The organism is Stenotrophomonas sp. 116085_Sma (assembly GCF_056479585.1).
The window spans coordinates 4,321,969-4,345,338 of record NZ_CM151057.1; the positions used below are offsets into that span (position 1 = coordinate 4,321,969).

The following is a 23,370-nucleotide window of genomic DNA, read 5'->3' on the forward strand; positions in this document are numbered from 1 at the left end:
AAGGGGTGGATCTGTTGTAGAGCCGAGCCATGCTCGGCTGCCGTTGGCGGAATGCAGCCGAGCATGGGCTCGGCTCTACAGCAGAGCGATCAGAACCCGTAACGCAGGAAACCGCCATCCACCGCGATGCACTCACCAGTGACATAGCTGGCGGCCGGCAGGCACAGGAAGCCCACGGCCGCGGCCACTTCCTCCGGCTCGCCAATGCGGCGCATCGGCGTGCGGTTGATCACTTCCTCGTAGTAATCCGGGTCCGACAACGGACCGGAGGTCCGCCGCGTGCGGATGTACCACGGCGCCACGGCATTGACCCGGATGCCATCCTCGGCCCACTCGACGGCCAGGTTGCGGGTCATCTGGTGCATCGCGGCCTTGGTCATGCCGTAGACCACGCCGCTGCGCACGTGGGTCAGGCCGGACACGCTGCCGACGTTGACGATCGACGAAGATGCGTGGCGAGCCAGCAGTGGATGCGCGTAGCGCGATAGCTCGAACGCCGAGAACAGGTTGGTCTCGAAGATCTTCCGCCATTCGTCCTCGGAATACTCCGTGGCCGCCTTGGTGACGTTGCCACCGGCGTTGTTGACCAGGATGTGCAGGCCATCGCTGTGGTCTTCCACCCAGTCCAGGATCTGGCGGCGGTCTTCGTCGTCGGAGACATCGGCGGCCAGCGCGTGCACCTGCATCTGCGGATACACGTCCAGCAGCTCGTCGCGCGCGGTCTCCAGCATGTCGATGTCGCGCCCGACGATCATCAGGTCAGCGCCGAAGCCGGCCAGTTCATGCGCGATGGCCAGGCCGATACCGGCGCTGGCGCCGGTAATCAGGGCCGTCTGGCCGTCCAGGCGCCACCGTTGCTGGGTCATGTGTCCTCCGGGGCCGCGCCCGCTGCATTTCGATGCGGCAAGGATACGCGCTCACGGTGGCCCCCTGCCGGGGATGCGACACTGCACCTACGCCCACCGCGGAGAGCCGCCATGCGCATCCTGACCCTGTCCTCGTCCCTGCTGGCCAGCGTGCTGCTGGTGGCCTGCCAGCGGCCGCCGACGCCGAACCCGGAGAAGCCACCGGTGCCCAAGGCGATGTCGCGCGCGATGCAGGAGCCGCTGGACCGTGCGAAGGACGCACGGAAGGCCGTGGAAGAGGCCGCTGCACGCGAGCGCAAGGCCGAAGCCGACGCGACGCAATGACGGGTCGCTTGTGGGGTCAGAGCCCTTTTCTGAGCAAAGGGATCCGACCCCATGAACGAAAACGCCCGGCCGAAGCCGGGCGTTTCCAAGAGATCCACGCCACGCGTGGATGCTTTCCGATCAGAACCCGCAGAAGCAATACGCCAGCGCCTTCACCGGCGCGCCATTGCCCTTCTCGCGGGCCGCGTTCTCGACGAAGCGCAACTGGGTGTCCACTTCCGGCATCGTGCGCGCCAGCATCATCCTCGCCATGCCCGAGTCGGACAGCATCCAGGCACCGGCGCGGCTGCCGGCGAAACCGCTGACGAACTGCGCGAACGGCGTCGCCGCCTTCTCGATGTAGCGCACGCGGTAGGCATCGGCCTTGCCCAGCTTGGCACGGCTGGCGGCATCGGCCACGGCGTCCTTCAGGCCACCGAAGGCGTCGACCAGGCCACGTTCCTTGGCCTGCGCACCGCTCCACACGCGGCCACGGGCCACTTCATCGACCGCCTCGACCGGCTTCTTGCGGGCATCGGCGACGCGACCGGTGAAGTCGGCATAGCCCTTGTTGATCACCGTCTGGATGACCTGGCCCACGGCCGGGTCCATCGGGCGGGTGACGTCGAAGGCACCGGCGAAGCGGGTGGTGCCCACGCCGTCGGTATGCACGCCAATCTTGTCCAGCGCGCGGCTGAAGTTCGGCACCATGCCGAAGATGCCGATCGAACCGGTGATGGTCGACGGATCGGCGTAGATGCGATCGGCGTTCATGCTGATCCAGTAGCCACCGGAAGCGGCCAGGTCACCCATCGACACCACCACCGGCTTGCCGGCGGCCTGCAGCGCCACCACTTCGCGGCGGATCTGCTCGGAGGCGAACACTTCACCGCCCGGCGAATCCACGCGCAGCACCACGGCCTTCACGTTCTCGTCGTCACGCGCGGCACGCAGCAGCGCCGAAGTCGATTCGCCACCGATGCGGCCGGCCGGCAGGTCACCGCCGCTGATCTCGCCTTCGGCCACCACCACCGCCACCTGCGGACGCGAGTCCACCGGGTTGCGGCGCGCGTCGAGCAGGGCCAGGTAACGACCGAAGTCGACGTTGCGGAAACCGCCGTCGGCATCGTCGTCGGCCACCCCGCGCTCGATCATCAGATCCTCGAATTCCTCGCGGGTCTTCAGTGCGGTCACCAGCTTCTGCTGCAGGGCGAACTTGGCCAGGTCGCCACCGGCGGCGGCGATGCCTTCCGGCAGCGTGTCGATGCCGGCGGCCAGCTGTGCCGGATCCAGGCGGCGTGCCTTGGCGATGTCGGCCAGGTAGCGCTGCCACACATCGTTCATCCAGAACAGGTCGGCTTCCTTCGAAGCCGGCGACGCCGCATCAAGCACGTACGGCTCGGCGGCGGACTTGTACTCGCCCACCTTGAACAGGTGCACGTCCACGCCCAGCTTGTCCTGCAGGCCGGTGCGGAAGTACTGGCGGTAGCGGCCCAGGCCCTCGAGCACCACCGACCCCATCGGGTCCAGGTAGACCTCGTCGGCCTGTGCGGCCAGCAGGTACTGCGACTGGCCCATGCTCTCGCTGTAGGCCACCAGCTGCTTGCCGGACGCACGAAGGTCCTGCAGCGCCGCGGCCACTTCACGCAGCGAGGCGAAGCCCGACGGCTGCAGCTTGTCCAGCTCCAGCACCACGCGCTCGATCTTCTTGTCTTCCTTGGCCGACTCGATCACCCGCAACAGGTCGCGCAGCTGGATCTCTTCGGCGCCGTTGTCGCCCACCGCCTTGGCCAGCGCACGGCTGACCGGATCAGCGCTGAACTGCTCGACCAGGCGGCCTTCCGGCGCGATCACCAGGGTGGTGCGGTCCTGCAGCGATTTGCTGGCACCGGCGCCCATGCCGGCGGCGATGACGAACATCACCAGCAGCAGGAACAGCAGGCCGAAGAACACCAGGTTGAGAATCAACCGGCGGGTGAAGTTCATGACGTCCCACAGCCCGATGAAGAAACTGGCGACGGGATTGCGACGCGCCGGGGGCAGTGGGGGCACGGGTTGATTCATGGAGCGCTCCGGATGGCTTCTTGCCGTGGTACCAGCATAGCCGGTGCCGCGTGATGCGGCATCGGACACAAGTCAGGGGATCGCCCGCCATGGGTCGGCATGGCAGGCGGGAGGATCAGGACAGCATCGACTGGCCGATGCGCAGGCTGCTGCGGCGCAGGCGCCAGCCCATCAGGATGGCGGCGGCGGTCAGGCCGACGATCAGGCCGATCCACATGCCCTGCGGGCCCATGCCCAGGCCCAGGCCGAGCCCGGCGCCGAGCGGCATGCCCAGGCCCCAGTACGCGAACATGGCGATGAACATCGGCACGCGGGTGTCCTTCAGGCCACGCAGCGCACCGGCCGACAGCACCTGGATGCCATCCGGGAACTGGAAGGTAGCCGCGTACAGCAGCAGCGTCGAGGCCAGGCCGGCCACCGCCAGGTCGTTGGTGTAGACACCGACGATGGCGTCGTGGCCGAACAGCAGCACCGCCGCCGACAGCGTCTGCGTGCCCATGATGATCGCGTAACCGGCCCACGCCGCGCGGCGCACACCAAAGCCATCGCCGCGGCCGACCGCATGGCCGACGCGCACGGTGGTGGCCTCGGCCACGCCCATCGGGATCATGAAGCACAGCTGCGCCACGTTGATCGCAATCTGGTGCGCGGCCGCTTCATTGGCACCGAGGCGGCCGATGAGCAGCGCGGTGACGATGAACAGGCCGCCTTCCATCAGCACGGTGATGCCGATCGGCAGGCCGGTGCGCAGCAATTCCCAGATCGCCTTCCAGCGCGGCCCCTCGAAGTGCGAGAACAGCTGCAGGTGGGCGAAGCGCTTGGTGAACCACAGGTAGGTGGCGAACGCGATCGCCTGCAGCCACATCATCACCGCCGAGGCGATGCCGAGGCCCTCCGCGCCCATTTCCGGGAAGCCGAGCTTGCCGTTGGCCAGCACGTAGCCCATCGGCGCCAGCACCAGCAGGCCGCCGAAGCCGAGCAGCATGGTCGGCAGCGTCCAGTGCATGCCCTCGCTGAGGTAGCGCATGCAGAAGTACAGGGTCAGCGCCGGACCACCCCAGCGCACCGCATGCAGGAACGCGGTGGCACCCGGCACGATGTCCGGCGCGATGCCGAACGCCGGCAGCAGCGGTGGCACCACGGTGAGGAAGGTGAACATGATCAGGCCCAGGCCCAGCGCCAGCCACAGTGCCTGGCGGAACAGCGGGCCGATCTCGCGCTCGCGGCCGGCGCCATGCAGCTGCGACACCGATGCGGTAAGCGAGATCAGGGTGCCGATCGGGATCAGCATCGGCAGCCACAGCAGCGCCGTGCCGATGGTCACCGCAGCCAGGGTCGCGGTGGCGTGGTGGCCGGCAATCACGTTGTCGACGAAGGAGATCAGGCCGGTGGACACATGCCCGAGCACAAGCGGCAGGGCGAGCAGACCGGTGGCGCCGACTTCCTTGCTGAAGCGCGGCGTGGAGGTTGCAGTAGACATAAGGTGCTTGACGCGAACTACGGTTGCGCGCGAAGGGCACAGGCACCGGGTTGCGGCCGGTCATCTTACGCGCGCAGCGCGCGCATTCCCATGACATGGCGTGAATGCCGGGTTCCGGCAGGCCCCGGCATCACGCGTTGCGATCGCGTTACCGGAAAAGACGCCCCCCTGTAGAGTCGACTGTCAGTCGACTGCTCTTCATACAGGACCGCGAAAACCCCGCGCTGCGCGCGGAAGTCGACTGACAGTCGACTCTACCCTGTCGAGGTTACCCGTCGACGCTACGCCTTCGGGTTTACTGGCCGGCCTGGCGCTTGAGCCAGGTGTCGCGCTCGGCGGCGGGCACGGCGAGGAACGCGCCACGCACCGTGTCGCGTTCCTGCGGTGGCGTGCGCTGCGCGACCAGGGTCAGCTGGGCCAGCTGCGCCGGGCTGAGCTGGCGCAGCACGGCCAGCGCGGCCTCGCGCTGTTCCGGTGGCACGAAGCCGAACAGGCCATGCAGCTTGGGGAACTCCAGTCCCAGCTGCGGGCCCAGCCGCCAGCCTTCACGGAAGGCTTGGTCCTGCGCCTGGAACTGCTGGCGCAGACGCTGCTGCTGGTCCGCCGGCAGCGCGTTGAACCGCGCCGCAGCCTGCCGGATGCGCTCCCGCTCGCTCTCCGGCAGGGCGCGCCAGGCCGCGTAGTCGGCTCGGCGCTGACGCTGCTGCGGAGCATCGAGCTGGGCAAACGATGCGGGCGCAGCAGGTGCAGCTGCCGGCGCTGGCGCGGCAGATGAGGTGGCCGGCACCGGCGGCGGCAATGGGACGTTCAAGGTCTGCGGCGCAGCGGACAGCGACAGCGGCAGGGCCAGCAGCAGGCTGGCGAATACGGTCTTATTCATCGGCAGCAGCGGTTTCCAGCGTGGCGCTGGCCGGCTCCGGCCGGCTCGGTCTGGATTGCGATTCATCCACCGGCAACGGGCCGCCCGCGGCGGTCCAGGCATACAGATCGGCATCAGCCACCAGCGGATAGTCGCGATCAGCCAGCATCGTGGCGTCGTCGGAGGCCTGGGCCGGGGTCGCATCCGGCGTAGCGTTGACCTTGCTCGGCGGAAGCGCTTCCACCGTGACCGGGCCAGCTTCACCCACGACGCCTTCCGGCAGAGGAGCATCGCTACCGGATGAATGTACTTGCCAGTAGCGCCAGCCCAGCGCCGCGGCCAACAGCACCGCCACCGTCACCAGCAGGATCACCGGACCGCGCCAGCGCGGCCTGGCATTGGGCCGCCGCCGCTTGCCCTGGGCGGCCGCACGATCATCGCGCTGCGGTGCGCGCCAACTGGTCGAGGGAGCTTCATTGCTGGCGGCTGGTGCAGCTGGCTGCTGCAGCTGCTGCAGGCGCTTGGCCGGCAGGTCGCGGATGCGCAGCTGCACCTGTTCGGCCAGCTGGCGCCAGGCCGACGCATCGGGCTGGCCATGTGCATCGCGGGGGCAGGCATCGGCCAGCAGGTGCTGGTAGCCCGCTTCGTCCTGATCGAGCACGCGCATGGCGATGCCCTCGTCCAGACTGCCGCCCACCCGCAGAAGGAGCGCCAAGCGTGACAGCGGCGCCATCTCGCCCAGCGCAGCCAACGGCGGCAACCACTGGCCGCCCACCGGCTCGCGCAGCGCCTGGCGCTGGCCCAGCAGGGTCCAGAAGCGGGTCGGCCACTGCGCCATCGGCAGGTCGCTGGCGACCGCGGCAAAGGCGCGCATCACCGCCACCAGGGTCTGCTCGGCACGCGCGGCGTCGCCGCACTGCAGCTCAGCCACCACCAGGGCGCGGCGCTCGACGCCGCGCAGGAACGCCGACAGCGCGCCGGCCGCGGTCGAGGAAACAGGGGCGGGCACAGCCGTCATCGGTCACTCCAAAGGTCTGCCAGCATGATAGCGGCAGCCCCTCGGCACCCGTAGGACTTGCGCCCAAAGGCACTTCGTGCTGCAGGTTGTGCACAGCACCAAGCCCGCCTCGGGGAAAACTGCGGCATCCAGCTGAATTCACTCTGTTTCAGCAATGTTTCACACTCAAGTTGTTGATTTTGAATGACTTTGAAGTGTGGCGATTTTTTGACCAACCCAAGCGTGAGCTCGTCGCCATCGGCCTCCTGCGTTCCCGTCGACCGGTAACGCACAACGTTATCCACAGAACATGTGGATAAGACTGAATCTCCAATGGACACCGATATTTAGGTGACATTTATGATTCAACGGGGGCTCCCCGGCCGCCTCCGCCCCCTGCCATTCGCGCGCGCATGGCCCGTTACACTGGCCCGATGCTTTCACCCATTCCGACCCTGCAGGTCGCCCTGCCCGTACCGCTGCCACGCCTGTTCGACTACCTGTCGCCGGAGGGCGATGGGCCCACGGTCGCGGTCGGCTGCCGCCTGAAGGTGCCGTTCGGCAACCGCGAGCTGGTCGGCGTGGTGGTCGGCCACGGCCAGACCGATGACGGCCAGGGACTACGCCAGGCCCTGGCGTGGTGCGACCCGCAACCGCTGCTGCAGGGCGAGTTGTGGCAGAGCCTGCAGTGGCTGGCGCGCTACACCCATGCGCCGCTGGGCGAGGTGCTGAGCACCGCCCTGCCGGGCCCGCTGCGCCATGGCGACGCCCTGCCCGACACCCACCACTGGGGCTGGCAGCTGACCGCCGAAGGCCGCGCCCAGCGCGAAAAACTGCGTGCCGGCAGCCGCCCCCGGCAACTGGCCGAACTGCTGGCCGACGCCATCGTCGATGAAGACGTGCTGGGAGAACGCATGGACGACTGGCGCACCGCCGCGCGCAGCCTCGCCAAGCGGGAACTGGCCGAGCGCGTAGCGCTGAGCGTGGCGCCGCAGCACGCGCAGCCACTGCCCGGCCCCACCCTCAACCCGGACCAGGCCGAGGCCGTGGCGGCAATCAAGGCAGTCGAGGGCTTCCAACCGTTCCTCCTGGATGGCGTAACCGGCAGCGGCAAGACCGAGGTCTACCTGCAGGCCATCATCCACTGCCTAGCGCAAGGCAGGCAGGCGCTGGTGCTGGTGCCGGAAATCGGCCTCACCCCGCAGACCCTGGCACGCTTCCGCGGCCGCCTCGGCATCGCCGTGCATGCCCTGCACTCGGGATTGAACGACAACGAGCGCGCGCGCGTCTGGGCAGCGGCCTCCCGCGGCGAAGCGCGGGTCATCGTCGGCACCCGCTCGGCGGTGTTCACGCCACTGCCGCAGGCCGGCCTGCTGATCGTCGACGAGGAACATGACGGCAGCTACAAGCAGCAGGATGGCATCCGCTACCACGCACGCGATTTCGCCCTGGTGCGGGCCAAGGCGCTGGGCATCCCGGTGCTGCTCGGCAGCGCTACGCCTTCATTGGAAACGCTGCACAACGCCTATGCCGGGCGCTACACCCACCTGCGCCTGAAGCAGCGTGCCGGTGATGCGCGGCCACCGCGCGTGCGCATCCTCGACGTGCGCAAGCGGCCGCTGCACGATGGCCTGTCGGCCGATGTGCTGGCCGGCATCAGTGAGCACCTGCAGCGCGGCCAGCAGGTGCTGGTGTTCAAGAACCGCCGTGGCTACGCACCGGTGCAGCTGTGCCACGACTGCGGCTGGACCGCACCGTGCAACCGCTGCGATGCGCCGATGACCGTGCATGGCGGCGGCCGTCGCCTGCAGTGCCATCACTGTGGCGCGCGGCAACCGGCACCGCTGGCATGCCCCGCGTGCGGGAGCCTGGCGCTGCAACCGCAGGGCATCGGCACCGAGCGCCTGGAAGAGCATCTCACCGCCGCCTTCGCCGATTTTCCGGTTGTGCGCATCGACCGCGGCACCACGTCACGCCGCGATGCACTGGAACAACAGCTGGCGAAACTGGGCGACCAGCCCGGCATCCTGGTCGGCACGCAGATCCTGGCCAAGGGCCACGACCTGCCCAAGCTGACCCTGGTGGTGGTGGTCGGCATTGATGAAGGCCTGTTCTCGGCCGACTTCCGCGCCAGCGAGAAACTGGCGCAGCAGCTGATCCAGGTGGCGGGCCGTGCGGGTCGTGCACGTGATCCCGGCGAGGTCTGGCTGCAGACCCATCACCCCGGGCATCCACTGCTGGAAACGCTGGTCAGCGGTGGCTACCACCCGTTCGCACAGGCCGAATTGAACCAGCGCCAGGCCGCCGGATTCCCCCCCTTCGCGCATCTGGCGCTGATGCGCGCCGAAGCGCAGCAGGTGGAGCATGCCAATGCGTTCCTGCTGGCAGCGCGACAGCTGCTGGGCGAGCAGAACGTGGTGGAGGCGTATGGGCCGATGCCGGCGCCAATGCCGCGGCGCGCCGGCTACCAGCGCACGCAGCTGCTGCTGTCTGCCGTGCACCGGCCGCCACTGCACGGCGTGCTCGGGCAGCTGGTGCCACAGCTGTACGCGCTGCCGGAAGCACGCAAGGTGCGCTGGTCGCTGGATGTGGATCCGACGGATCTGTATTGAGGGGTCAGAGCCCACCCGTCGGGTGGGATCCGACCCCGCGGTATTGGGGTCGGATCCCTTTTCGCAGAAAAGGGCTCTGACCCCGAACGCTCTCGCTTAGGTCAGCGGCGACATCACGCCGCGCTGGTAGGCGGGACGCTCGCGAAGGCGGGCGTACCATTCGGCCAGGTGCGGAAGCTCCGGGCGCTGGATCGGCAGTTCGAACCAGGCGTAGATCAGCGAGCCCAGCGGGATGTCACCCATCGCGAATTTTTCGCCCGACAGCCACGGCTGCCTGGCCAGGGTGGCATCGGCCATCGCCAGGTAGTCACCGGCACGGACGATGGCCGCGCTGATCCGCGCTTCGTCGCGGTCGGCCGGGGCGGTGCGCATGATGCCCCAGATCAGGTCGCTGTACAGCGGCGCCATCCGCGAGGTGCTCCAGTCCATCCACTTCTCGGCCTGGGCGCGCTCCATCGGGTCTTCGGCGTACAGCGTGCCCAATGCGTAGCGTGCGCTCAGATAGCGCACGATGGCGTTCGATTCCCACAGCGGCAGGCCGTGGTCTTCGATCACCGGTACCAGGCCATTGGGATTCATCGCCTGGTATTCCGGCGTCTGCGTGCCGCCATGGCTGCCACCGACTTCGATGGATTCATACGGCAGGCCGATCTCCTCGGCACACCACAGTACTTTGCGGACGTTGCTGGAATTGCGGCGGCCCCAGATCTTCAACATTGCGGATTTCCTTGCCTGCAGCGGTGCGCCACGGTGGCGCGGAAACGCTACGATACGCCCATCCACAGGGAGAGACGACGTGACTGCATGGGATGCTTTGAACTACGTTCTGCTGGCAGCAGGGCTGGGGATGCTGGTGCTGGGCTACCGCCGCTCCAATCGCAATCTGCTGCTGTGTGCGGGCCTGTTGCTGCTGGCCTTCAACGGCGTTGAGGATTTCGCCGCCGGGTTCGCCGACGGCTATGCGAATTCGGAAGCACGGGTGATCTGACCCGTTTGGGTGATGTGCCGGCCAGTGGCCGGCACTACCGGTTCTTTTTTGGCAGCGCGCGCACGTAGGACGACTTGCCGTCCTTCTTCAGCTCGAACAGGCCGATCGCCGCCAGCAGATCGCTGAGCTTGCCGTAGCCGTAGTTCCGCGGGTCGAACGAGGCCTGGTTGCCGATCTGGCTGCCGACCGGTCCCAGGTGCGACCAGCCATCCTCACCCTCGGCCGAGGACACCGCGCGACGCAGCATCTTCACCAGCCGCGTGTCGCTGCGCATTTCCGCACCACTCTTGCGCGGCCGGGCATCGTCGTTGGCCACCGGCTCATTCGATGCCTGTTCGCTGGACGCCTGTTCGGTATCCGGCACGCTGGCATGGGTCTGGCCCAGCGCTTCCAGATAGGTGAATTTCGAGCACGCATTGACGAAGGGCTCCGGCGTCTTCTTCTCGCCGAAGCCATACACCTTCACGCCATCGGTCAGCAGGCGCATCACCATCGGGGTGAAGTCGGCATCGCTGGACACGATGGCGAAGCCGTCCAGATTGCGCGCGTACAGCAGGTCCATGGCATCGATCACCATCGCCATGTCCGAGGCGTTCTTGCCCTTGCTGTAGGCGAACTGCTGGATCGGGCGGATCGCGTATTCGTGCAGCACGGCTTCCCAGCCCTTCAATCGCGGGCTCTTCCAGTTGCCGTAGGCGCGGCGCACGTTGGCCACGCCGTAGCGGGCCACTTCGGCCAGCACTTCGTCGATCTTCGAGGCCGGCGCGTTGTCGGCGTCGATCAACAGGGCGATGCGCTTTTCCGGTTCGCTCATGGACTCCTCGCGGGCGGTTGCCTGAACCCGAGTATCGCCGATCCACGCGGGCGCTGACGTGACAGGCGGTCGCCGTGCGAAGATGCCAGGCGCTTCCCCCAATGCCCCCACTGGAGTGAGTCGATGAGTCGCGAGCGCGTTCCCCACCTGGTCGTTGTCGGCGGCGGTTTTGCCGGTCTCTGGGCCACCCGTGCCCTGGCCCGCGAGCGCATGCGTATCACCCTGGTCGACCGCCGCAACCATCATCTGTTCCAGCCGCTGTTGTACCAGGTGGCCACCGCGGGCCTGTCCGCGCCGGATATCGCCGCACCGCTGCGCCACATCCTCGGCCACCAGCGCAATGTGGAAGTCCGCCTGGGCGAAGTGGTGGTCATCGACAAGCAGGCCCGGCAGATCCGCATGGCCGATGGCAGCGCGCTGGACTACGACAGCCTGCTGCTGGCCACCGGCGCCACCCACGCCTACTTCGGCAACGACCAATGGGCCGATGATGCGCCCGGCCTGAAGACGCTGGACGATGCCATCGCACTTCGCCGCAAGCTGCTGCTGGCCTTCGAACGCGCCGAGGCCGAACCGGACCCGGCAAAGAAAGCGGCGTGGCTGAGTTTCGCCATCGTCGGCGGCGGCCCTACCGGCGTCGAGCTGGCCGGCACGCTGGCCGAAATCGCGCGCCACACGCTGCGTAATGAATTCCGCCACATCGATCCGGCCAGCGCCAAGGTGCGGCTGGTCGAGGCCGGTCCGCGCGTGCTGTCCTCGTTCCCGGAAGTCCTTTCGCTGAAGGCGCGCCGGCAGCTGGAAAAGCTCGGCGTGGAAGTGCTGACGGGTACCCCGGTGAGCGACATCGACAGCCAGGGTTTCAAGCTCGGCGATCAGTTCGTGCCGGCACGCACCGTGGTGTGGGCCGCCGGCGTGGCCGCTTCACCGCTGGCGCGCACGCTGGACGTGCCGCTGGACCGCGCCGGACGCGTGCAGGTGCAACCGGACCTGACCCTGCCCGGTCACCCGGAGCTGTTCGTGGCCGGCGACCTGGCCGCGCTGAACCAGGCCAATGGCAAGCCGGTGCCCGGTGTGGCGCCCGCGGCCAAGCAGATGGGCAAGTACGTGGCCGAGGTGATCCGCGCGCGCCTGCACGGCAAGCCCGAACCCGGTCCGTTCAAGTACGCCGACTACGGCAACCTCGCCACGATCGGCCGCATGGCCGCGATCGTGCACCTGGGCCGGCTGCAGTTATCTGGTGTGCTGGCTTGGTGGTTCTGGCTGGCCGCGCACGTGTTCTTCCTGATCGGCTTCCGCAACCGCATCGTGGTGCTGCTGAACTGGGCGGTGGCGTACTGGAGCTACCAGCGCAGCGCACGCATCATCTTCGGTGATGACCGCGACGACCGGCGGCCGAAGCGGTAGGGCTGCACGCAACAGGGGTCGGATCCCTTTCCGCAGGAAAGGGCTCTGACCCCTTGCAGTAGATCCACGCCATGCGTGGATGAGCGCCTGTGCAGGCCGCATGGGGCTCAGCCACGCATGGCGTGGCTCTACTTCCTCATCGGGCCGCCCGGCACCCGCCGTTTCGACCATGCCCGGCAGAAATCCTCTTTTCTCGCGGTGTCGGCAATCTGCGCGGTACTCCAATGCCGGGTGATCCAGATCGTCAATGCGGTGCTGCTGAGATGCCAGCGCAGCATGTCTTGCTGCGGTTGCCGCCACAGGTGGCGTCGGGCAATCCAGAAGGCCTCCCGCTCCACTTCAGGCACCTTCTTCTTCATCACGTCCTTGTCGAAGAACTGGGCGATGAAACGCCACGGGTTCATCGGCTGGTATCCCGTTCGTGGTTCACTGGTGCACGCAGCCACACCACTCGGCACACGGTCTGCCGGCTGCGGCCGGCCTTCGACCAGCGTCAGCCCGAGCAGGTACAGCAGGCCAGGCAGCAGCGCGATGCCGGCGACCAGCACGACGACGGAGATCCATGCCTTGCCGGCGGCACGCATCAGTCACTGCGCCTTCGGCTTCGGGTACCACAGTGCGTTGACGATGACCCAGCGCTGCCCGAAGCGCCCCATGTGGAAGTAATCGACGAACCACGGTGTTTCCAGCCGCACCGAGGCAGCGCTGCCGGTCACATCCAGCACCGTGCAGCGGCGGTCCCATTGCTCCTTCGGGGTCTTCAGCGCGCCCTGCTTCGTCAGTGAGACCAGCTCTTCCTTCGACATCCGGCGCAGGCCAAGGCGCTCATCGGGTGTATCACCGAGGACCGCGCGCTTGGCCAGGTCCGGGTGCAGGGACCGTGCGACGCGCTGTGGGTCCGCCTCCAGCTGGCCGTCGACGTAGTCATGGCAGGTGGCTTCGATGGCCTCGATGGTGGCCGGGTCGGCGGCGGGGCTTATGGCTGCGGAAAGGGCGAACAGCAGGGCGATCGTGGACATCCGGGTCTCCAGCGCTGGGCGCGAGGCGATCATCGCACGGGCCGGGTAGCCCATCCACGCGTGGCGTGGATCTACTGTAGAGCCGAGCCCATGCTCGGCTTGACCATCAGGCAGCAGCAGCAACAACAGCCGAGCACGGGCTCGGCTCTACAGAAGCGCGGGATCCGGCGCCTGCAGCCAGGCCAGCTTGCGTTCGCGCGGCTGCTGCTTGAGCTGCCACTCGGCGCGCGAGGCGGCGGAACGGTCCGGGTATTCGCGTACGGCCAGCACGCGCAGTGGCGGCCGGGCCCGGGTGTAGCGCGCGCCCTTGCCGGCCTGGTGGGCGGCGAATCGCGCCTCCACATCGGTGCTGATGCCGGCGTAATAACTGCCATCGCGGCATTCGAGCAGGTACAGGAACCACGGGCGGGGGGACGGGGCCATGGCGGGATTATGCCGTGCTGCACTGCAGCGGATATACTGACGGCCGAATGCAGGAGAGAGGCGCCACGCTGGCGCCCGCCGAAGGCGCAGGCTCCCATGATCGCTCAGGCCGGTGGGCTGGAATCCCACCAACCATGCATTCGACTCGCCGAGCTGGAGAGAGGTCACCGGGCATGCCCGGGACGATCCGCCGAAGGGGCACGCGGCCCACGCCGCTGAACTCTCAGGCAAAAGGACAGCGGGAGCGGCACCGGTCATCGTCGTCCCGTCATTGCGCAGGCAGTGGCGGTAGTCGCGCATGGCCGGCCCCACCGCGCCCGGAGCCTGCCCCATGCTGCTGTCCATCATCTACCTGATCGCCATTTCCGCTGAAGCCATGACCGGCGCGCTGTCCGCCGGCCGCCGCCGCATGGACCTGTTCGGCGTGGTCATGATCGCCTGCGTCACCGCCCTCGGTGGCGGTTCGCTGCGCGACATCCTGCTCGGCCATTACCCGCTGGGTTGGGTGAAGCACCCCGAGTACCTGGGCTTCACCGTGTGCGCGGCGCTGATCGCCACATGGGTGGCGCGCTGGATGCACCACTTCCGCCGTACCTTCCTCGTGCTCGATGGCTTGGGCCTCATCGCCTTCACCCTGATCGGCTGCTCGATCGCACGCGAAGCGGGCCATGCGATGCCGATCGTGCTGATCGCCGGCATGCTGACCGGTGCGTTCGGCGGCGTGCTGCGCGACATCCTCTGCAACGAAGTACCGCTGATCTTCCAGAAGGAGCTGTACGCGATCATCGCGCTGCTGACCGGCGCGGCGTATCTGTTGCTGCTGCACTGGGGCGTGGCCGACGCCACCGCGATCCTGTGTTGCCTCGGTGGCGGGTTTGCGCTGCGCCTGTTGGCGATCCACTACCGCTGGGAAATGCCGAAGTTCGTGTATCACGACGAGGTGCATTGAACGATGGCGTGTTCGCCGGGCATGGCCCGGCGCTACCAGTCAAAGCCTGCACCACCCCGGCGATGTACCTGGCGCTGTCGCACATACGCAGCGCCAGGCGCATCGCCGGTGCGGACGGGTCGGCCTCCAACTCCGACCGACCCTGATCGCGGCCGCACCCCCGCAGGCGCTGGCCGCCATCCACACACATGCCGCACTCAGGCGGCTTCCATCAGGCGGCTTCGGACACCTTCACTTCACGACGGGCGCGCACGGCCGCAGCCAGTCGCTCCAGCACCGTCACGGTGGTGTCCCAGTCGATGCAGCCATCGGTGATGCTCTGCCCGTAGACCAGCGGCTGGCCTTCCACCAGTTCCTGGCGGCCACCGACCAGATGGCTCTCGATCATCACACCGACGATGCGCTGTTCGCCGTCTTCCAACTGAACGGCGATCTCTTCGATCACCTTCGGCTGGTTCTCGGGGTTCTTCAGGCTGTTGGCATGGCTGGCGTCGATCATCAGGCGCGTCGGCAGCTTGGCCTTGGCCAGCGCCTGGCAGGCCTCGGCCACACTGCCTGCATCGTAGTTCGGCTGCTTGCCACCGCGCAGGATCACGTGGCAATCCGGGTTGCCGGTGGTCGAAACAATGGCGGTGCCACCCTGCTTGGTGACCGACAGGAAGTGATGCGGATTGGAGGCCGCACCCACCGCGTCGGCGGCGATCTTCACGTTGCCATCGGTGCCGTTCTTGAAGCCGACCGGGCACGACAGTCCCGAGGCCAGTTCGCGGTGCACCTGGCTTTCGGTGGTGCGCGCACCAATGGCACCCCAGGCCACCAGATCGGCAATGTACTGCGGCGAGATCACGTCGAGGAACTCGACGCCGGCCGGCAGGCCCAGCTTGTTGATGTCGCGCAGCAGGCCACGGGCGATGCGCAGGCCCTTGTCGATCCTGAAGCTGCCATCCAGGTCCGGATCGTTGATCAAGCCCTTCCAGCCCACCGTGGTACGCGGCTTCTCGAAGTACACGCGCATGACGATTTCCAGCTCGCCGGCCAGTGCGTCACGCAGCGGCTTCAGGCGCTGGGCGTATTCGATGGCGGCGTGCGGGTCGTGGATCGAGCACGGGCCGACCACCACCGCCAGGCGGTCGTCACGGCCATGCAGGATCTGGTGCAGGGCCGCGCGCGAGGCGCTGACGGTGTCGGAGGCTTCATCGTCACACGGCAGCATCGCCAGCAGCTGGGCAGGCGGTGTCAGCGGTTCGATGGTGCGGATACGCAGGTCGTCGGTGTGCGGGGGCATTGGGGGGGAGGTCTCCGGAACGTTGGGGGTCCCCAGCGTGGCGGCATGAAAAAAGCCGCCAGGTTCGCTGGCGGCTTTCGGGAATGCGTCTGAAGCTTTCTTCAGGGTGAGCGCAGTCCTTCCTCCGCCAGTGGCTTCGGAAAGTAATACCAGTAAAAGCTGGTGGGGGCTGCGTTCATGGGTTCTATTGATAGCACAGCTTCTGCGCAGTGCAAAATGTTTCATCCGCAACTGGGGGCGCGGTTCAGCGAGTCGCGCACCTGGGCCATCCATGCGGCGCCAGGCACGCGAAGTCGCTCATCTGCCATGCACTTCCACGTCCAGCAGCAGGCCTTCATGGATGTCGGCCCAGCGCTCCAGCACGCGCCCCAGTTCCTGCCGGGCCTCATCCAGCTGCTCGGGATTGAGCAGGGAACGGGCGGTGTAAAGGTCGGATACCAGCCGCCGCAGGAGCGGTTCCGGGATCGCCACCGACGGCCCTTCCACCTGCGGCAGCTGCAGCGCCGGGGTGTCGCCAAGCGGGCCGTACAGCGTTACCTGGAGCGTGCTCTGCATGATCGACTTCCGTGCGGATGGACAGGGGCAGTGCACTGTTTACCGCGTCCGGGTGACAGGCGCATGTGCCATGCGCGTCCGAAGGCGCCGCTACAAGGCAGCCAGATCGGCCAGGTGCTGCCCCATCCCATCGTCCGCGCCGACGACATTGGTGGTGGCGAAGTACTGATGCCAACCGGTGGCGGCAATGCCTTCCACCAGGGCATCGGCGTCTTCCCGGCTCGCACATCTCCAGACAGCATGGAACTGCTCGCTGCCGCCGTGCGCTGCATCCGCGGCCACGCGGCCCATCGCCACCGGCGTGATGCGGGCCGGATCGAACTGTTGCATGCCGGCGCCGATGCGGGCGAAGAAGGCGGTGCGCTGGTCACGCGGGAGCGCAGTCCAGGCAGGGGTGGCTGTGTAGAGCTCGATGAAGATGTGGGACATGGGGTTCTTCCTTGAGGGTTTGAGGGTTGCCGGCCAGCGGCCGGCACTACCGCAGCGAGCGTAGTGCGCGCCTGCGGATGTAGGCGTTGGCGCTGCCGTCGTGTTCACGCTGCCAGCGCGCGCACAGATCGCGCAGCCAGCGCGGCTGGGTCTTGCCGGCATCGTTGAGCCAGTTGCCAACCGAGTCCTGTACGTAGCGATCCGGATCGTCGGCCAGCGCTTCAAGCAGTGGCAATGCATGGTCCGGGTGCTGCTTGAACAACGCGATGTGCGTGGCCCACACGCCACGCGGGCGCAGTGCTTCGCAGGCGAAGCGACGCAGGTAGGGTGAAGCTTGCTGCGTCCATGGCTGCAGGCACTCCAGCGCCTGCAACGGTGCAGCAACGATATCTGCACGCAGCGCGAGCCACGCCCACTCACGCACGCCGAAGTGCGGATCATCGGCGAGCGGACGCATCGCACGCAGCTTGGCCGGTAACGTTGCGCTGGCATCGCTGCCAATCAGGTAGCAGGCCCAGCCACGCACGGAATCGGACGCATGCTCCTGCCATTTCGCAGGAGCGCCCTGCCCGCTTTCGCGCAGCAACCGGGCAGCCAGGGCCATGCGCTGGGTGATGCCCTTGCCTTCAGCATCGCGCATGCGGTGCAGCGCGTCATGTTCAAGTGCGGGTGCCACCGCCTGTAACAGCGCTGCGAAATCCACCGCCAGGCATTCGGCCAGGTGGCTGGCGGCGACGCTGCCAGTGTTGAGCGCATTCAATCGCTCAGCCGTCACGGTCCCGCTCATGCCCCACGACCTGTATCGGTGTGCTGCCAGACCTTGTGCAGCAGCTGCGACAACTGCTGCTGTTCTTCCGCGTCCAATCCGCTGAACAAGCCGCCTATCCATTGCGTGTGCTGGTTGAACAGCGCCTCGGCCAGGCACTTCCCCTGTGTGGTCAGCACGATCTGCAGGCGCCTGCCGTCTTCGGCGTCACTGCGCCGCTGCAGCAGCCCTTCGCGCTGCAGGCCATCGATCAGGCCACTGATCGTGGCGCGGGTGACACCTGCGCGCTCGGCCAGTTCATGCGGTGGCAGTGTGCCACCGGCACCGTGCAGCAGGAAAAGCACGGTGAATCGCCCTTCACTGAGCCCGTGCGGCGCCAGGCGTGTGGCGCAGTCGCGATCGATGGCCGATGACAGCGACAGCAACTGGAAACACAGGCGCAGCTGCGCGACGCCAGTATGGCCGCGCCGTTGCGCTTCATCCAGCAGGGCACTGTGCTTGGCTTCCAGCATGGCTTCATCCAATATGATTAGGCGCCTAATCATATGCTATAGCATAGGCATTACGTTAATATCCCAGCGATATCAGGAAACCGGCCCCAGCAGCAGGCGTGCGATCAGTCCGCCGCCATCACGCTGCAGCAGCAGAAGCTCGCCCCCATGCCGTCGTGCGACGTTGGCCGCCACCGCCAGGCCCAGGCCGGTCCCACCCGTGGCGCGGCTGCGCGAGCTCTCGCTGCGCTGGAAGGGTTGCAGCAGGCGTGCGCGGTCGTCCTCGGCGATGCCCGGGCCGCGGTCCATCACATCCAGCTGCATCCGATTGCCTGCCATGGCGGCGTGCAGGTCTACCGCACCGGCGTAGCGGTCTGCGTTGTCGATGAGGTTGTCGATCGCCCGCCGCAGCAGGAGCGCGTCACCCTGCCACGGCAGGGCATCCGGTCCCTCGATGGAGATTTCGATGCCGCGCAGCAGGGCACTGTGCACGCATTCCTCCAGCAACGCGGCCAGATCCAGCGGCCGCAACTGCAGTGGTTGCAGTTCGCCGCGTGCGTAATCGAGCACCTGCTCGATCATCGTATCCATGCGTTCGATGTCAGCCACCATCCGCGCGGCCTGTGCCGGCGGTGCGAACTCCGCACGCAGACGCAGGCCGGTCAACGGCGTGCGCAGGTCGTGCGCTACTGCGGCCAGCATGCGCGTCATGTCCTGGGCCTGTTCGCGCAGGCGCTCGCGCCCGGTGCTGATCGCTGCGGCCAGCATCTGTACTTCGCGTGGGCCGTCGTCCGGCAGTGGTGTGCCGTCCTGCAGTTCGACCTGTGCACTGGCCTCGGCCAGCCGCCGCAGCGGCCGTCCCAGGCGGACCGATGCCCAGGCGGCAAGGGGTGCCAACAGCACGGTCCCCGCTACCAGCGCCAGCACGACCTGCCGACGCCACGCCGCCAGATCGCTGTGGTCGCTGCCGACCACGTGCCATCGGCCATCAGCTTGGCGCACCGCCAGTTCAAAGGGTGACCACTGCATCTTGGTCAGCACTGACACCTGCGCCTGCAACGCGTCCGTCCGTGCATTTCCATCGAGTTCCATGCCGCCTTCGATGACCTTCACATCAGGCGCCTTGCCGCGGCCACTCCAGACCAACCGCACGTGTTCCAGCGGCAGGCCCATCTGCGACGCAACCAGGTGGGTGAGCCAGCCATTGCTGCTGCCCTGCGGCGGCGACGCACGGGTTTCGAGATGCAGCCCCAGCGGCATGGCGGGCCGTTCGCCACGAACGACCTGCATGGCCTGGTCCAGCCGCATGGGGGGCGGTGCGGGTCGTGGCATCCAGCCCACCACCGCGACGCTGACCAGCGTGGCCAGCAGCAGGCTGGCCAGGGCCACCATCGCGATCCAGCGTGCAGTGGACCAACGAGCCCTCACAGCACATGTACCTCGGCGCCGAAGCGATAGCCTTCGCCGCGCAGCGTCTGCACAAGCGCTTCCGCGCCGGGAGCCGCCTGGCCCAGCTTGCGGCGCAGCCGGCTGATCGCCAGATCGACGGCGCGGTCGACGCTGTCGCTGTCTTCGCCATGGGTCAACTGCAGCAGCTGCTCCCGTCCCAGCACGCGTCCGGGGCGCTCGGCCAACGCCAGCATCAGGGCGAACTCCCCCCGGCTGAGCGCGAGTTCACGGCCATCGGGTGTGAACAGGCGGCGCTGATCGGGTAGCAATCGCCAGCCGGCAAACCGCAGCTCGCTGGCGACCTGGGCGCGCAGCTTGTCCTGCCGGCGCAGCAGGGCACGCACCCGCGCCAGCAGTTCGCGTGGATCGAAGGGCTTGGCCAGATAGTCGTCCGCTCCCATTTCCAGGCCGATCACGCGGTCCGGTGTGGCCCCCATCGCCGACAGCATCAGGATCGGGATGGCCCGCGCCTGCAGCCGGCGGCACACCGACAGGCCGTCCTCTCCGGGCATCATCCAGTCCAGGATGATGGCGTCCGGACGCTCGTTCAGCAGCAGCAGATCCAGGCCTGCAGCGTCGGCTGCCACGCGCACCTGGTAGCCATGCAGCAGCAGGCAGTCGGCGATGGCGTCACGGATGCTGGCATCGTCATCGACAACGATGACCCGGGCAGGAGTGTTCATGCAGCCAGTATCCCGCAGGCATGTATCAGGACGGTATCAACGCCGATATTCGCGGGATACGCCGATGCACGCCAATAGGCCTCCACTTCTAGTCCGGAGATCCAACGTGCGCCTGTCCGTGCTGCCCCTGCTTGCCGCTGCATTCCCCGCGCTGGCCGCCGCCCCGCCTGTACACGTGCTGCCGATGTGGATGCAGGGCAACCATCCGGCAGTGGCCGTCTCACTGAACGGAAGCGCCGAACCGCTGCGCTTCGTGGTCGACAGCGCGGCTGGGGTCACCCTCGTCGACGGTCGGGTAGCCCGCCGCCACGGGCTGGAGGATCCCCGGTCCGCCACCACGCATGCGCAGGGGGCCAGCGCCCAGAGCGCGCCGCTGCAGCGCATGCACACGACCTCCTGGCGGATTGGCGGATGGCAGCTGCGCGTCAGCGGTGTGCAGGCCGACCTTTCCAATCTGCAGAAGGACGATGACCCCGCCGTCGACGGCCTGATCGGCAACGACCTGACCGGCCGTTGGGATACCCGCTGGGACTTCAGCCGTGGTGAGCTGGCGCTGTGGAAGCCCGGGCAGCTTGGCGTCGATGGTCGCCAGTGCCAGGCCAATGCACTGCCTGATCGGCGCGACGGCTTGGAACACTTCGCCTTCATTAACGTGAAACTGGGTGAGGCGGAAGTGGAAGCCATCGCGGTGGTCGACACCGGTGCCGCGCAGACCGTGCTCAATGCCGAAGCCGCCCGCGCACTGGGCCTGCGCATCGACGGCAGCGATGAGCGCCTACGGGTCCGCGAGAAAGGCACGCAGGGACTGGGGGGCCAGCCGCAGGCGACGTGGTTGTACACCCTGTCCGGCATGTCCGGCACCGGTTGGCAGCACCCGGCGATGGAGGTCAGGATCAGCGAACTGTCGGTGTTCAGGTCCATCGGGCTGGAGGCTCGCCCCGCACTGATCCTCGGCGCCGACGCCATGGTCGCTAGTCAGGTGGACATCAGCGCCGGCGCCGCCCGGATCTGCCTGCGCCAGCCGGCGGTGACGTGACCCCGGCGTGCCATGACGCGGACCGCGGGCTGGCGTAGCATCGCGCCACGTCCCGCCAGGAGGTCCACGCATGCGCCGTGCTGCCCTGTTGTTGCTGACGCTGTTCCCGCTGGCCGTGCTGGCCGCACCACCCCCGGTACCCTCGCCGGCCCGCATCGATGCCGAAGTGCAGCGGCTGATGCGGGCCGCACAGGCGCGTGGCCTGGCGCTGGCGGTGATCGATGGCGGCAAGGTGGTGCACGTGGCTGCCTACGGCGAACGCAACGCCGCAGGCGAGCCGCTGCGCACCGATACGGTGATGTATGCCGCCTCGCTGACCAAGATGGCATTCGGCCATCTGGTCGCGCAGCTGGCGCAGGACCGCAGGATCGATCTGGATGCCAGCATCGCCACAGCGCTGGACAAGCCGCTGCCGGACTATCCGCCCGAAACGAAGAAGTACGCCGACTACAGCGTGCTGGCCGATGATGCGCGCTGGCGCCAGCTCACCCCTCGCCTGCTGCTCAACCACGCCAGTGGCTTTGCCAACTTCGGGTTCCTCGAACCGGACGGCCGGCTGAAGTTCCACTTCGATCCGGGCAGCCGCTACGGCTATTCCGGCGAAGGGTTGATCCTGCTGCAGTTCGTGATCGAGCGCGGGCGGCTGGGCGAGGATGTGGGCGCGTTGATGCAGCAGCGGGTGTTCGACCGCTTCGGCATGACCCGCACCAGCATGATGTGGCGCGAAGACTTCGCCACCAACCTGGCCGATGGCTGGACCATGGAGGGCACCGCCGAGCCGCACGATGAGCGCAGCCGCGTGCGTGCGGCCGGTTCGATGGATACCACCATCGCCGACATGGCCCGCTTCGCTGCCGGCTACGTGCGCGGCGATGGACTGTCAGCGGCGATGCGCAAGGAGCTGGTGCGGCCGCAGCTGCCGATCACCACCGCCAGCCAGTTCCCCACCCTGCAGCCGGAGTTGCCGAAGGCGCAGCAGCGCAAGGACCTGGCGGCGGGCCTGGGCGTAGTGACGTTCCGTGGCCCGCAAGGCGCAGGCTTCTACAAGGGCGGCCACGATGATGCGGTGGGCAACACGCTGGTGTGCGTGGAGCGGCAGCAGCGCTGCGTGGTGATCCTGGGCAACGATGTGCGCGCCGAAGCGACCTTCCCGGCGCTGGTGGCCTTCGTGCTGGGCGACACCGGCGTGCCGTGGCAGTGGGAGTACGGCGCGGAGAAGGCATTCGTGAAGTAGATCCACGCCATGCGTGGATGGCTTCTGCTTACCGCGCCTGCTCGAAGAACATCAGGTAGACCAGCCGCCCATTTTCCGGCCGGTCGCCGAAGGCCGGGCCAGCGGTATGCCAGAACCACGGGCGCAGCAGCACCAGGCGGTTGAAGCGCATCGGGATGCGCATGGTCATCTCCCACTGGCTGTCGTCAATGCTGTCGCGTTCGATGATGTCGCGATGCATGTCGCCGCCATTGGCGTAGCCCAGCGCAGCCAGCTCGTGGGCGTTCAGCGCCATGCGCTCGGTGTTGGTGCGGCGATGGCGGAAGAATTCGGTACCGCCTTCGCAGTGCTCCGGCGCGCTGAGGTAGAGGATGCCGGACCAGTGCGAATGATCGGTGTGCACCTTGGCGCGACCGACATCGCTGGCCAGGGTCAGCCGGAACTTGCCGTGCGACTGCAGCGGATTGACCGGCCGCAGCGGCTCGTTGACCAGCCGCGATGCGGCCTCGGACAGGCCGTCCAGCTCCAGCCGCTCGAGCGAATTGCGGCCGGGGAATGCACCCTCCTGCGCCGGGTAGGTCAGGCCCAGGCCGGCCTGGCGCAGGCCGTGCGCATCGGCCGGAGAGAGGAAGTCGTCGACGACGATGAACGAGGTAGGCATGGTCGCCGAGCGTAGCGACGCGGC

At 67.6% G+C, this 23,370-nt stretch carries 25 protein-coding genes and 2 riboswitches; of the genes, 7 read left to right on the plus strand and 18 right to left on the minus strand.

Features of this window, described 5'->3' with window-relative positions; all coding sequences use genetic code 11:
• Positions 1 to 89: 89 nt before the first annotated feature.
• Positions 90 to 866, minus strand: coding sequence for an SDR family oxidoreductase (locus ACZK0Z_RS19990; protein ID WP_019660789.1), 777 nt, complete (start codon positions 864 to 866; stop codon positions 90 to 92).
• 111 nt (positions 867 to 977) lie between these two features.
• On the opposite strand from ACZK0Z_RS19990, the gene ACZK0Z_RS19995 reads away from it, so the two are divergent.
• Entirely contained in the window at positions 978 to 1,190 is a 213-nt protein-coding gene (locus tag ACZK0Z_RS19995; RefSeq protein WP_164136776.1) for a hypothetical protein, read from the plus strand.
• A 120-nt stretch (positions 1,191 to 1,310) separates the two neighbouring features.
• On the opposite strand, the gene sppA is transcribed toward ACZK0Z_RS19995, so the two are convergent.
• The 4 genes from sppA to ACZK0Z_RS20015 all read right to left on the minus strand — a co-directional run bounded on the left by sppA (position 1,311) and on the right by ACZK0Z_RS20015 (position 6,590).
• A complete protein-coding gene (sppA, locus tag ACZK0Z_RS20000; RefSeq protein WP_049427515.1) occupies positions 1,311 to 3,233 on the minus strand; it encodes a signal peptide peptidase SppA in 1,923 nt (640 codons plus the stop codon).
• 115 nt (positions 3,234 to 3,348) lie between these two features.
• On the minus strand, positions 3,349 to 4,713 hold the full coding sequence (locus ACZK0Z_RS20005) for an MATE family efflux transporter (protein WP_014038646.1): 1,365 nt from the start codon (positions 4,711 to 4,713) through the stop codon (positions 3,349 to 3,351).
• Positions 4,714 to 5,008: 295 nt separating this feature from the next.
• The gene (locus ACZK0Z_RS20010) at positions 5,009 to 5,593 is read right to left on the minus strand and encodes a DUF3106 domain-containing protein (protein WP_049427519.1); all 585 of its coding nucleotides are present in this window, start codon (positions 5,591 to 5,593) and stop codon (positions 5,009 to 5,011) included.
• Positions 5,586 to 6,590, minus strand: a complete 1,005-nt coding sequence (locus ACZK0Z_RS20015; protein WP_049427521.1) for a hypothetical protein — start codon at positions 6,588 to 6,590, stop codon at positions 5,586 to 5,588. The genes ACZK0Z_RS20010 and ACZK0Z_RS20015 overlap by 8 nt, the downstream gene beginning before the upstream one ends.
• 413 nt (positions 6,591 to 7,003) lie before the next feature.
• On the opposite strand from ACZK0Z_RS20015, the gene ACZK0Z_RS20020 reads away from it, so the two are divergent.
• Complete coding sequence (locus ACZK0Z_RS20020) at positions 7,004 to 9,181, plus strand: primosomal protein N' (protein WP_197632498.1); 2,178 nt, start codon at positions 7,004 to 7,006, stop codon at positions 9,179 to 9,181.
• Between the two features lie 96 nt (positions 9,182 to 9,277).
• On the opposite strand, the gene ACZK0Z_RS20025 is transcribed toward ACZK0Z_RS20020, so the two are convergent.
• A complete protein-coding gene (locus ACZK0Z_RS20025) occupies positions 9,278 to 9,898 on the minus strand; it encodes a glutathione S-transferase family protein (protein ID WP_197632491.1) in 621 nt (206 codons plus the stop codon).
• A 79-nt stretch (positions 9,899 to 9,977) separates the two neighbouring features.
• Between ACZK0Z_RS20025 and ACZK0Z_RS20030 the strand changes: the two genes are divergently transcribed.
• A complete protein-coding gene (locus ACZK0Z_RS20030; protein WP_152906551.1) occupies positions 9,978 to 10,169 on the plus strand; it encodes a hypothetical protein in 192 nt (63 codons plus the stop codon).
• A gap of 34 nt (positions 10,170 to 10,203) precedes the next feature.
• Here the strand turns inward: ACZK0Z_RS20030 and ACZK0Z_RS20035 are convergent, their stop codons facing one another.
• The gene (locus tag ACZK0Z_RS20035) at positions 10,204 to 10,983 is read right to left on the minus strand and encodes an NYN domain-containing protein (RefSeq protein WP_010481148.1); all 780 of its coding nucleotides are present in this window, start codon (positions 10,981 to 10,983) and stop codon (positions 10,204 to 10,206) included.
• A gap of 123 nt (positions 10,984 to 11,106) precedes the next feature.
• On the opposite strand from ACZK0Z_RS20035, the gene ACZK0Z_RS20040 reads away from it, so the two are divergent.
• A complete protein-coding gene (locus ACZK0Z_RS20040; RefSeq protein WP_049427525.1) occupies positions 11,107 to 12,387 on the plus strand; it encodes an NAD(P)/FAD-dependent oxidoreductase in 1,281 nt (426 codons plus the stop codon).
• Positions 12,388 to 12,515: 128 nt separating this feature from the next.
• On the opposite strand, the gene ACZK0Z_RS20045 is transcribed toward ACZK0Z_RS20040, so the two are convergent.
• The 3 genes from ACZK0Z_RS20045 to ACZK0Z_RS20055 form a co-directional block, all read right to left on the minus strand.
• Entirely contained in the window at positions 12,516 to 12,971 is a 456-nt protein-coding gene (locus tag ACZK0Z_RS20045; RefSeq protein ID WP_049427680.1) for a hypothetical protein, read from the minus strand.
• A gap of 3 nt (positions 12,972 to 12,974) precedes the next feature.
• Complete coding sequence (locus tag ACZK0Z_RS20050) at positions 12,975 to 13,406, minus strand: nuclear transport factor 2 family protein (RefSeq protein WP_049427681.1); 432 nt, start codon at positions 13,404 to 13,406, stop codon at positions 12,975 to 12,977.
• 147 nt (positions 13,407 to 13,553) lie between these two features.
• The gene (locus tag ACZK0Z_RS20055; protein ID WP_197632492.1) at positions 13,554 to 13,829 is read right to left on the minus strand and encodes a GIY-YIG nuclease family protein; all 276 of its coding nucleotides are present in this window, start codon (positions 13,827 to 13,829) and stop codon (positions 13,554 to 13,556) included.
• 40 nt (positions 13,830 to 13,869) lie between these two features.
• Positions 13,870 to 13,959: riboswitch (glycine riboswitch) on the plus strand.
• 13 nt (positions 13,960 to 13,972) lie between these two features.
• Positions 13,973 to 14,076: riboswitch (glycine riboswitch) on the plus strand.
• A gap of 84 nt (positions 14,077 to 14,160) precedes the next feature.
• On the opposite strand from ACZK0Z_RS20055, the gene ACZK0Z_RS20060 reads away from it, so the two are divergent.
• The gene (locus ACZK0Z_RS20060) at positions 14,161 to 14,778 is read left to right on the plus strand and encodes a trimeric intracellular cation channel family protein (RefSeq protein WP_005411215.1); all 618 of its coding nucleotides are present in this window, start codon (positions 14,161 to 14,163) and stop codon (positions 14,776 to 14,778) included.
• A 211-nt stretch (positions 14,779 to 14,989) separates the two neighbouring features.
• Here the strand turns inward: ACZK0Z_RS20060 and ACZK0Z_RS20065 are convergent, their stop codons facing one another.
• The 7 genes from ACZK0Z_RS20065 to ACZK0Z_RS20095 all read right to left on the minus strand — a co-directional run bounded on the left by ACZK0Z_RS20065 (position 14,990) and on the right by ACZK0Z_RS20095 (position 20,436).
• Entirely contained in the window at positions 14,990 to 16,063 is a 1,074-nt protein-coding gene (locus ACZK0Z_RS20065) for a 3-deoxy-7-phosphoheptulonate synthase (RefSeq protein WP_197632493.1), read from the minus strand.
• Positions 16,064 to 16,360: 297 nt separating this feature from the next.
• Positions 16,361 to 16,618: a hypothetical protein gene (locus ACZK0Z_RS20070; RefSeq protein ID WP_049426991.1), complete on the minus strand. Its 258-nt coding sequence runs from the start codon at positions 16,616 to 16,618 to the stop codon at positions 16,361 to 16,363.
• A gap of 90 nt (positions 16,619 to 16,708) precedes the next feature.
• Positions 16,709 to 17,047 carry a DUF6616 family protein gene (locus ACZK0Z_RS20075; protein WP_197632494.1) on the minus strand — a complete coding sequence of 113 codons (339 nt, stop codon included), beginning with the start codon at positions 17,045 to 17,047 and terminating at the stop codon, positions 16,709 to 16,711.
• Between the two features lie 46 nt (positions 17,048 to 17,093).
• Positions 17,094 to 17,834 carry a DNA alkylation repair protein gene (locus ACZK0Z_RS20080; protein ID WP_197632495.1) on the minus strand — a complete coding sequence of 247 codons (741 nt, stop codon included), beginning with the start codon at positions 17,832 to 17,834 and terminating at the stop codon, positions 17,094 to 17,096.
• Positions 17,831 to 18,325 carry a MarR family winged helix-turn-helix transcriptional regulator gene (locus ACZK0Z_RS20085; protein WP_197632496.1) on the minus strand — a complete coding sequence of 165 codons (495 nt, stop codon included), beginning with the start codon at positions 18,323 to 18,325 and terminating at the stop codon, positions 17,831 to 17,833. Before ACZK0Z_RS20085 ends, ACZK0Z_RS20080 begins: the two co-directional genes overlap by 4 nt.
• A gap of 72 nt (positions 18,326 to 18,397) precedes the next feature.
• On the minus strand, positions 18,398 to 19,696 hold the full coding sequence (locus tag ACZK0Z_RS20090) for a sensor histidine kinase (protein ID WP_049432072.1): 1,299 nt from the start codon (positions 19,694 to 19,696) through the stop codon (positions 18,398 to 18,400).
• A gap of 32 nt (positions 19,697 to 19,728) precedes the next feature.
• Positions 19,729 to 20,436: a response regulator transcription factor gene (locus ACZK0Z_RS20095; protein WP_049432076.1), complete on the minus strand. Its 708-nt coding sequence runs from the start codon at positions 20,434 to 20,436 to the stop codon at positions 19,729 to 19,731.
• A 106-nt stretch (positions 20,437 to 20,542) separates the two neighbouring features.
• Between ACZK0Z_RS20095 and ACZK0Z_RS20100 the strand changes: the two genes are divergently transcribed.
• Both ACZK0Z_RS20100 and ACZK0Z_RS20105 read left to right on the plus strand, forming a co-directional pair.
• Entirely contained in the window at positions 20,543 to 21,472 is a 930-nt protein-coding gene (locus tag ACZK0Z_RS20100; protein ID WP_336339780.1) for a pepsin/retropepsin-like aspartic protease family protein, read from the plus strand.
• Positions 21,473 to 21,542: 70 nt separating this feature from the next.
• Complete coding sequence (locus tag ACZK0Z_RS20105) at positions 21,543 to 22,706, plus strand: serine hydrolase (RefSeq protein ID WP_197632497.1); 1,164 nt, start codon at positions 21,543 to 21,545, stop codon at positions 22,704 to 22,706.
• Between the two features lie 28 nt (positions 22,707 to 22,734).
• Here ACZK0Z_RS20105 and ACZK0Z_RS20110 read toward each other — a convergent pair whose 3' ends face one another.
• On the minus strand, positions 22,735 to 23,346 hold the full coding sequence (locus ACZK0Z_RS20110; RefSeq protein WP_049432082.1) for a DUF6445 family protein: 612 nt from the start codon (positions 23,344 to 23,346) through the stop codon (positions 22,735 to 22,737).
• Positions 23,347 to 23,370 lie beyond the last annotated feature (24 nt).

Excerpts from the sequence above, each read along its gene's own strand:
- ACZK0Z_RS20040 (WP_049427525.1), top strand. The coding sequence starts at position 11,107 with ATGAGTCGCGAGCGCGTTCCCCACCTGGTCGTTGTCGGCGGCGGTTTT.
- ACZK0Z_RS20015 (WP_049427521.1), bottom strand. The coding sequence starts at position 6,590 with ATGACGGCTGTGCCCGCCCCTGTTTCCTCGACCGCGGCCGGCGCGCTG.
- ACZK0Z_RS20105 (WP_197632497.1), top strand. The coding sequence starts at position 21,543 with ATGCGCCGTGCTGCCCTGTTGTTGCTGACGCTGTTCCCGCTGGCCGTG.
- ACZK0Z_RS20010 (WP_049427519.1), bottom strand. The coding sequence starts at position 5,593 with ATGAATAAGACCGTATTCGCCAGCCTGCTGCTGGCCCTGCCGCTGTCG.
- ACZK0Z_RS20095 (WP_049432076.1), bottom strand. The coding sequence starts at position 20,436 with ATGAACACTCCTGCCCGGGTCATCGTTGTCGATGACGATGCCAGCATC.
- ACZK0Z_RS20080 (WP_197632495.1), bottom strand. The coding sequence starts at position 17,834 with ATGAGCGGGACCGTGACGGCTGAGCGATTGAATGCGCTCAACACTGGC.
- ACZK0Z_RS20075 (WP_197632494.1), bottom strand. The coding sequence starts at position 17,047 with ATGTCCCACATCTTCATCGAGCTCTACACAGCCACCCCTGCCTGGACT.
- ACZK0Z_RS20055 (WP_197632492.1), bottom strand. The coding sequence starts at position 13,829 with ATGGCCCCGTCCCCCCGCCCGTGGTTCCTGTACCTGCTCGAATGCCGC.
- ACZK0Z_RS20110 (WP_049432082.1), bottom strand. The coding sequence starts at position 23,346 with ATGCCTACCTCGTTCATCGTCGTCGACGACTTCCTCTCTCCGGCCGAT.
- ACZK0Z_RS20025 (WP_197632491.1), bottom strand. The coding sequence starts at position 9,898 with ATGTTGAAGATCTGGGGCCGCCGCAATTCCAGCAACGTCCGCAAAGTA.
- ACZK0Z_RS19990 (WP_019660789.1), bottom strand. The coding sequence starts at position 866 with ATGACCCAGCAACGGTGGCGCCTGGACGGCCAGACGGCCCTGATTACC.
- ACZK0Z_RS20090 (WP_049432072.1), bottom strand. The coding sequence starts at position 19,696 with ATGGTGGCCCTGGCCAGCCTGCTGCTGGCCACGCTGGTCAGCGTCGCG.
- ACZK0Z_RS20070 (WP_049426991.1), bottom strand. The coding sequence starts at position 16,618 with ATGCAGAGCACGCTCCAGGTAACGCTGTACGGCCCGCTTGGCGACACC.
- sppA (WP_049427515.1), bottom strand. The coding sequence starts at position 3,233 with ATGAATCAACCCGTGCCCCCACTGCCCCCGGCGCGTCGCAATCCCGTC.
- ACZK0Z_RS20020 (WP_197632498.1), top strand. The coding sequence starts at position 7,004 with ATGCTTTCACCCATTCCGACCCTGCAGGTCGCCCTGCCCGTACCGCTG.
- ACZK0Z_RS20005 (WP_014038646.1), bottom strand. The coding sequence starts at position 4,713 with ATGTCTACTGCAACCTCCACGCCGCGCTTCAGCAAGGAAGTCGGCGCC.
- ACZK0Z_RS20060 (WP_005411215.1), top strand. The coding sequence starts at position 14,161 with ATGCTGCTGTCCATCATCTACCTGATCGCCATTTCCGCTGAAGCCATG.
- ACZK0Z_RS20035 (WP_010481148.1), bottom strand. The coding sequence starts at position 10,983 with ATGAGCGAACCGGAAAAGCGCATCGCCCTGTTGATCGACGCCGACAAC.
- ACZK0Z_RS20065 (WP_197632493.1), bottom strand. The coding sequence starts at position 16,063 with ATGCCCCCGCACACCGACGACCTGCGTATCCGCACCATCGAACCGCTG.
- ACZK0Z_RS20085 (WP_197632496.1), bottom strand. The coding sequence starts at position 18,325 with ATGCTGGAAGCCAAGCACAGTGCCCTGCTGGATGAAGCGCAACGGCGC.
- ACZK0Z_RS20050 (WP_049427681.1), bottom strand. The coding sequence starts at position 13,406 with ATGTCCACGATCGCCCTGCTGTTCGCCCTTTCCGCAGCCATAAGCCCC.
- ACZK0Z_RS20045 (WP_049427680.1), bottom strand. The coding sequence starts at position 12,971 with ATGCGTGCCGCCGGCAAGGCATGGATCTCCGTCGTCGTGCTGGTCGCC.
- ACZK0Z_RS19995 (WP_164136776.1), top strand. The coding sequence starts at position 978 with ATGCGCATCCTGACCCTGTCCTCGTCCCTGCTGGCCAGCGTGCTGCTG.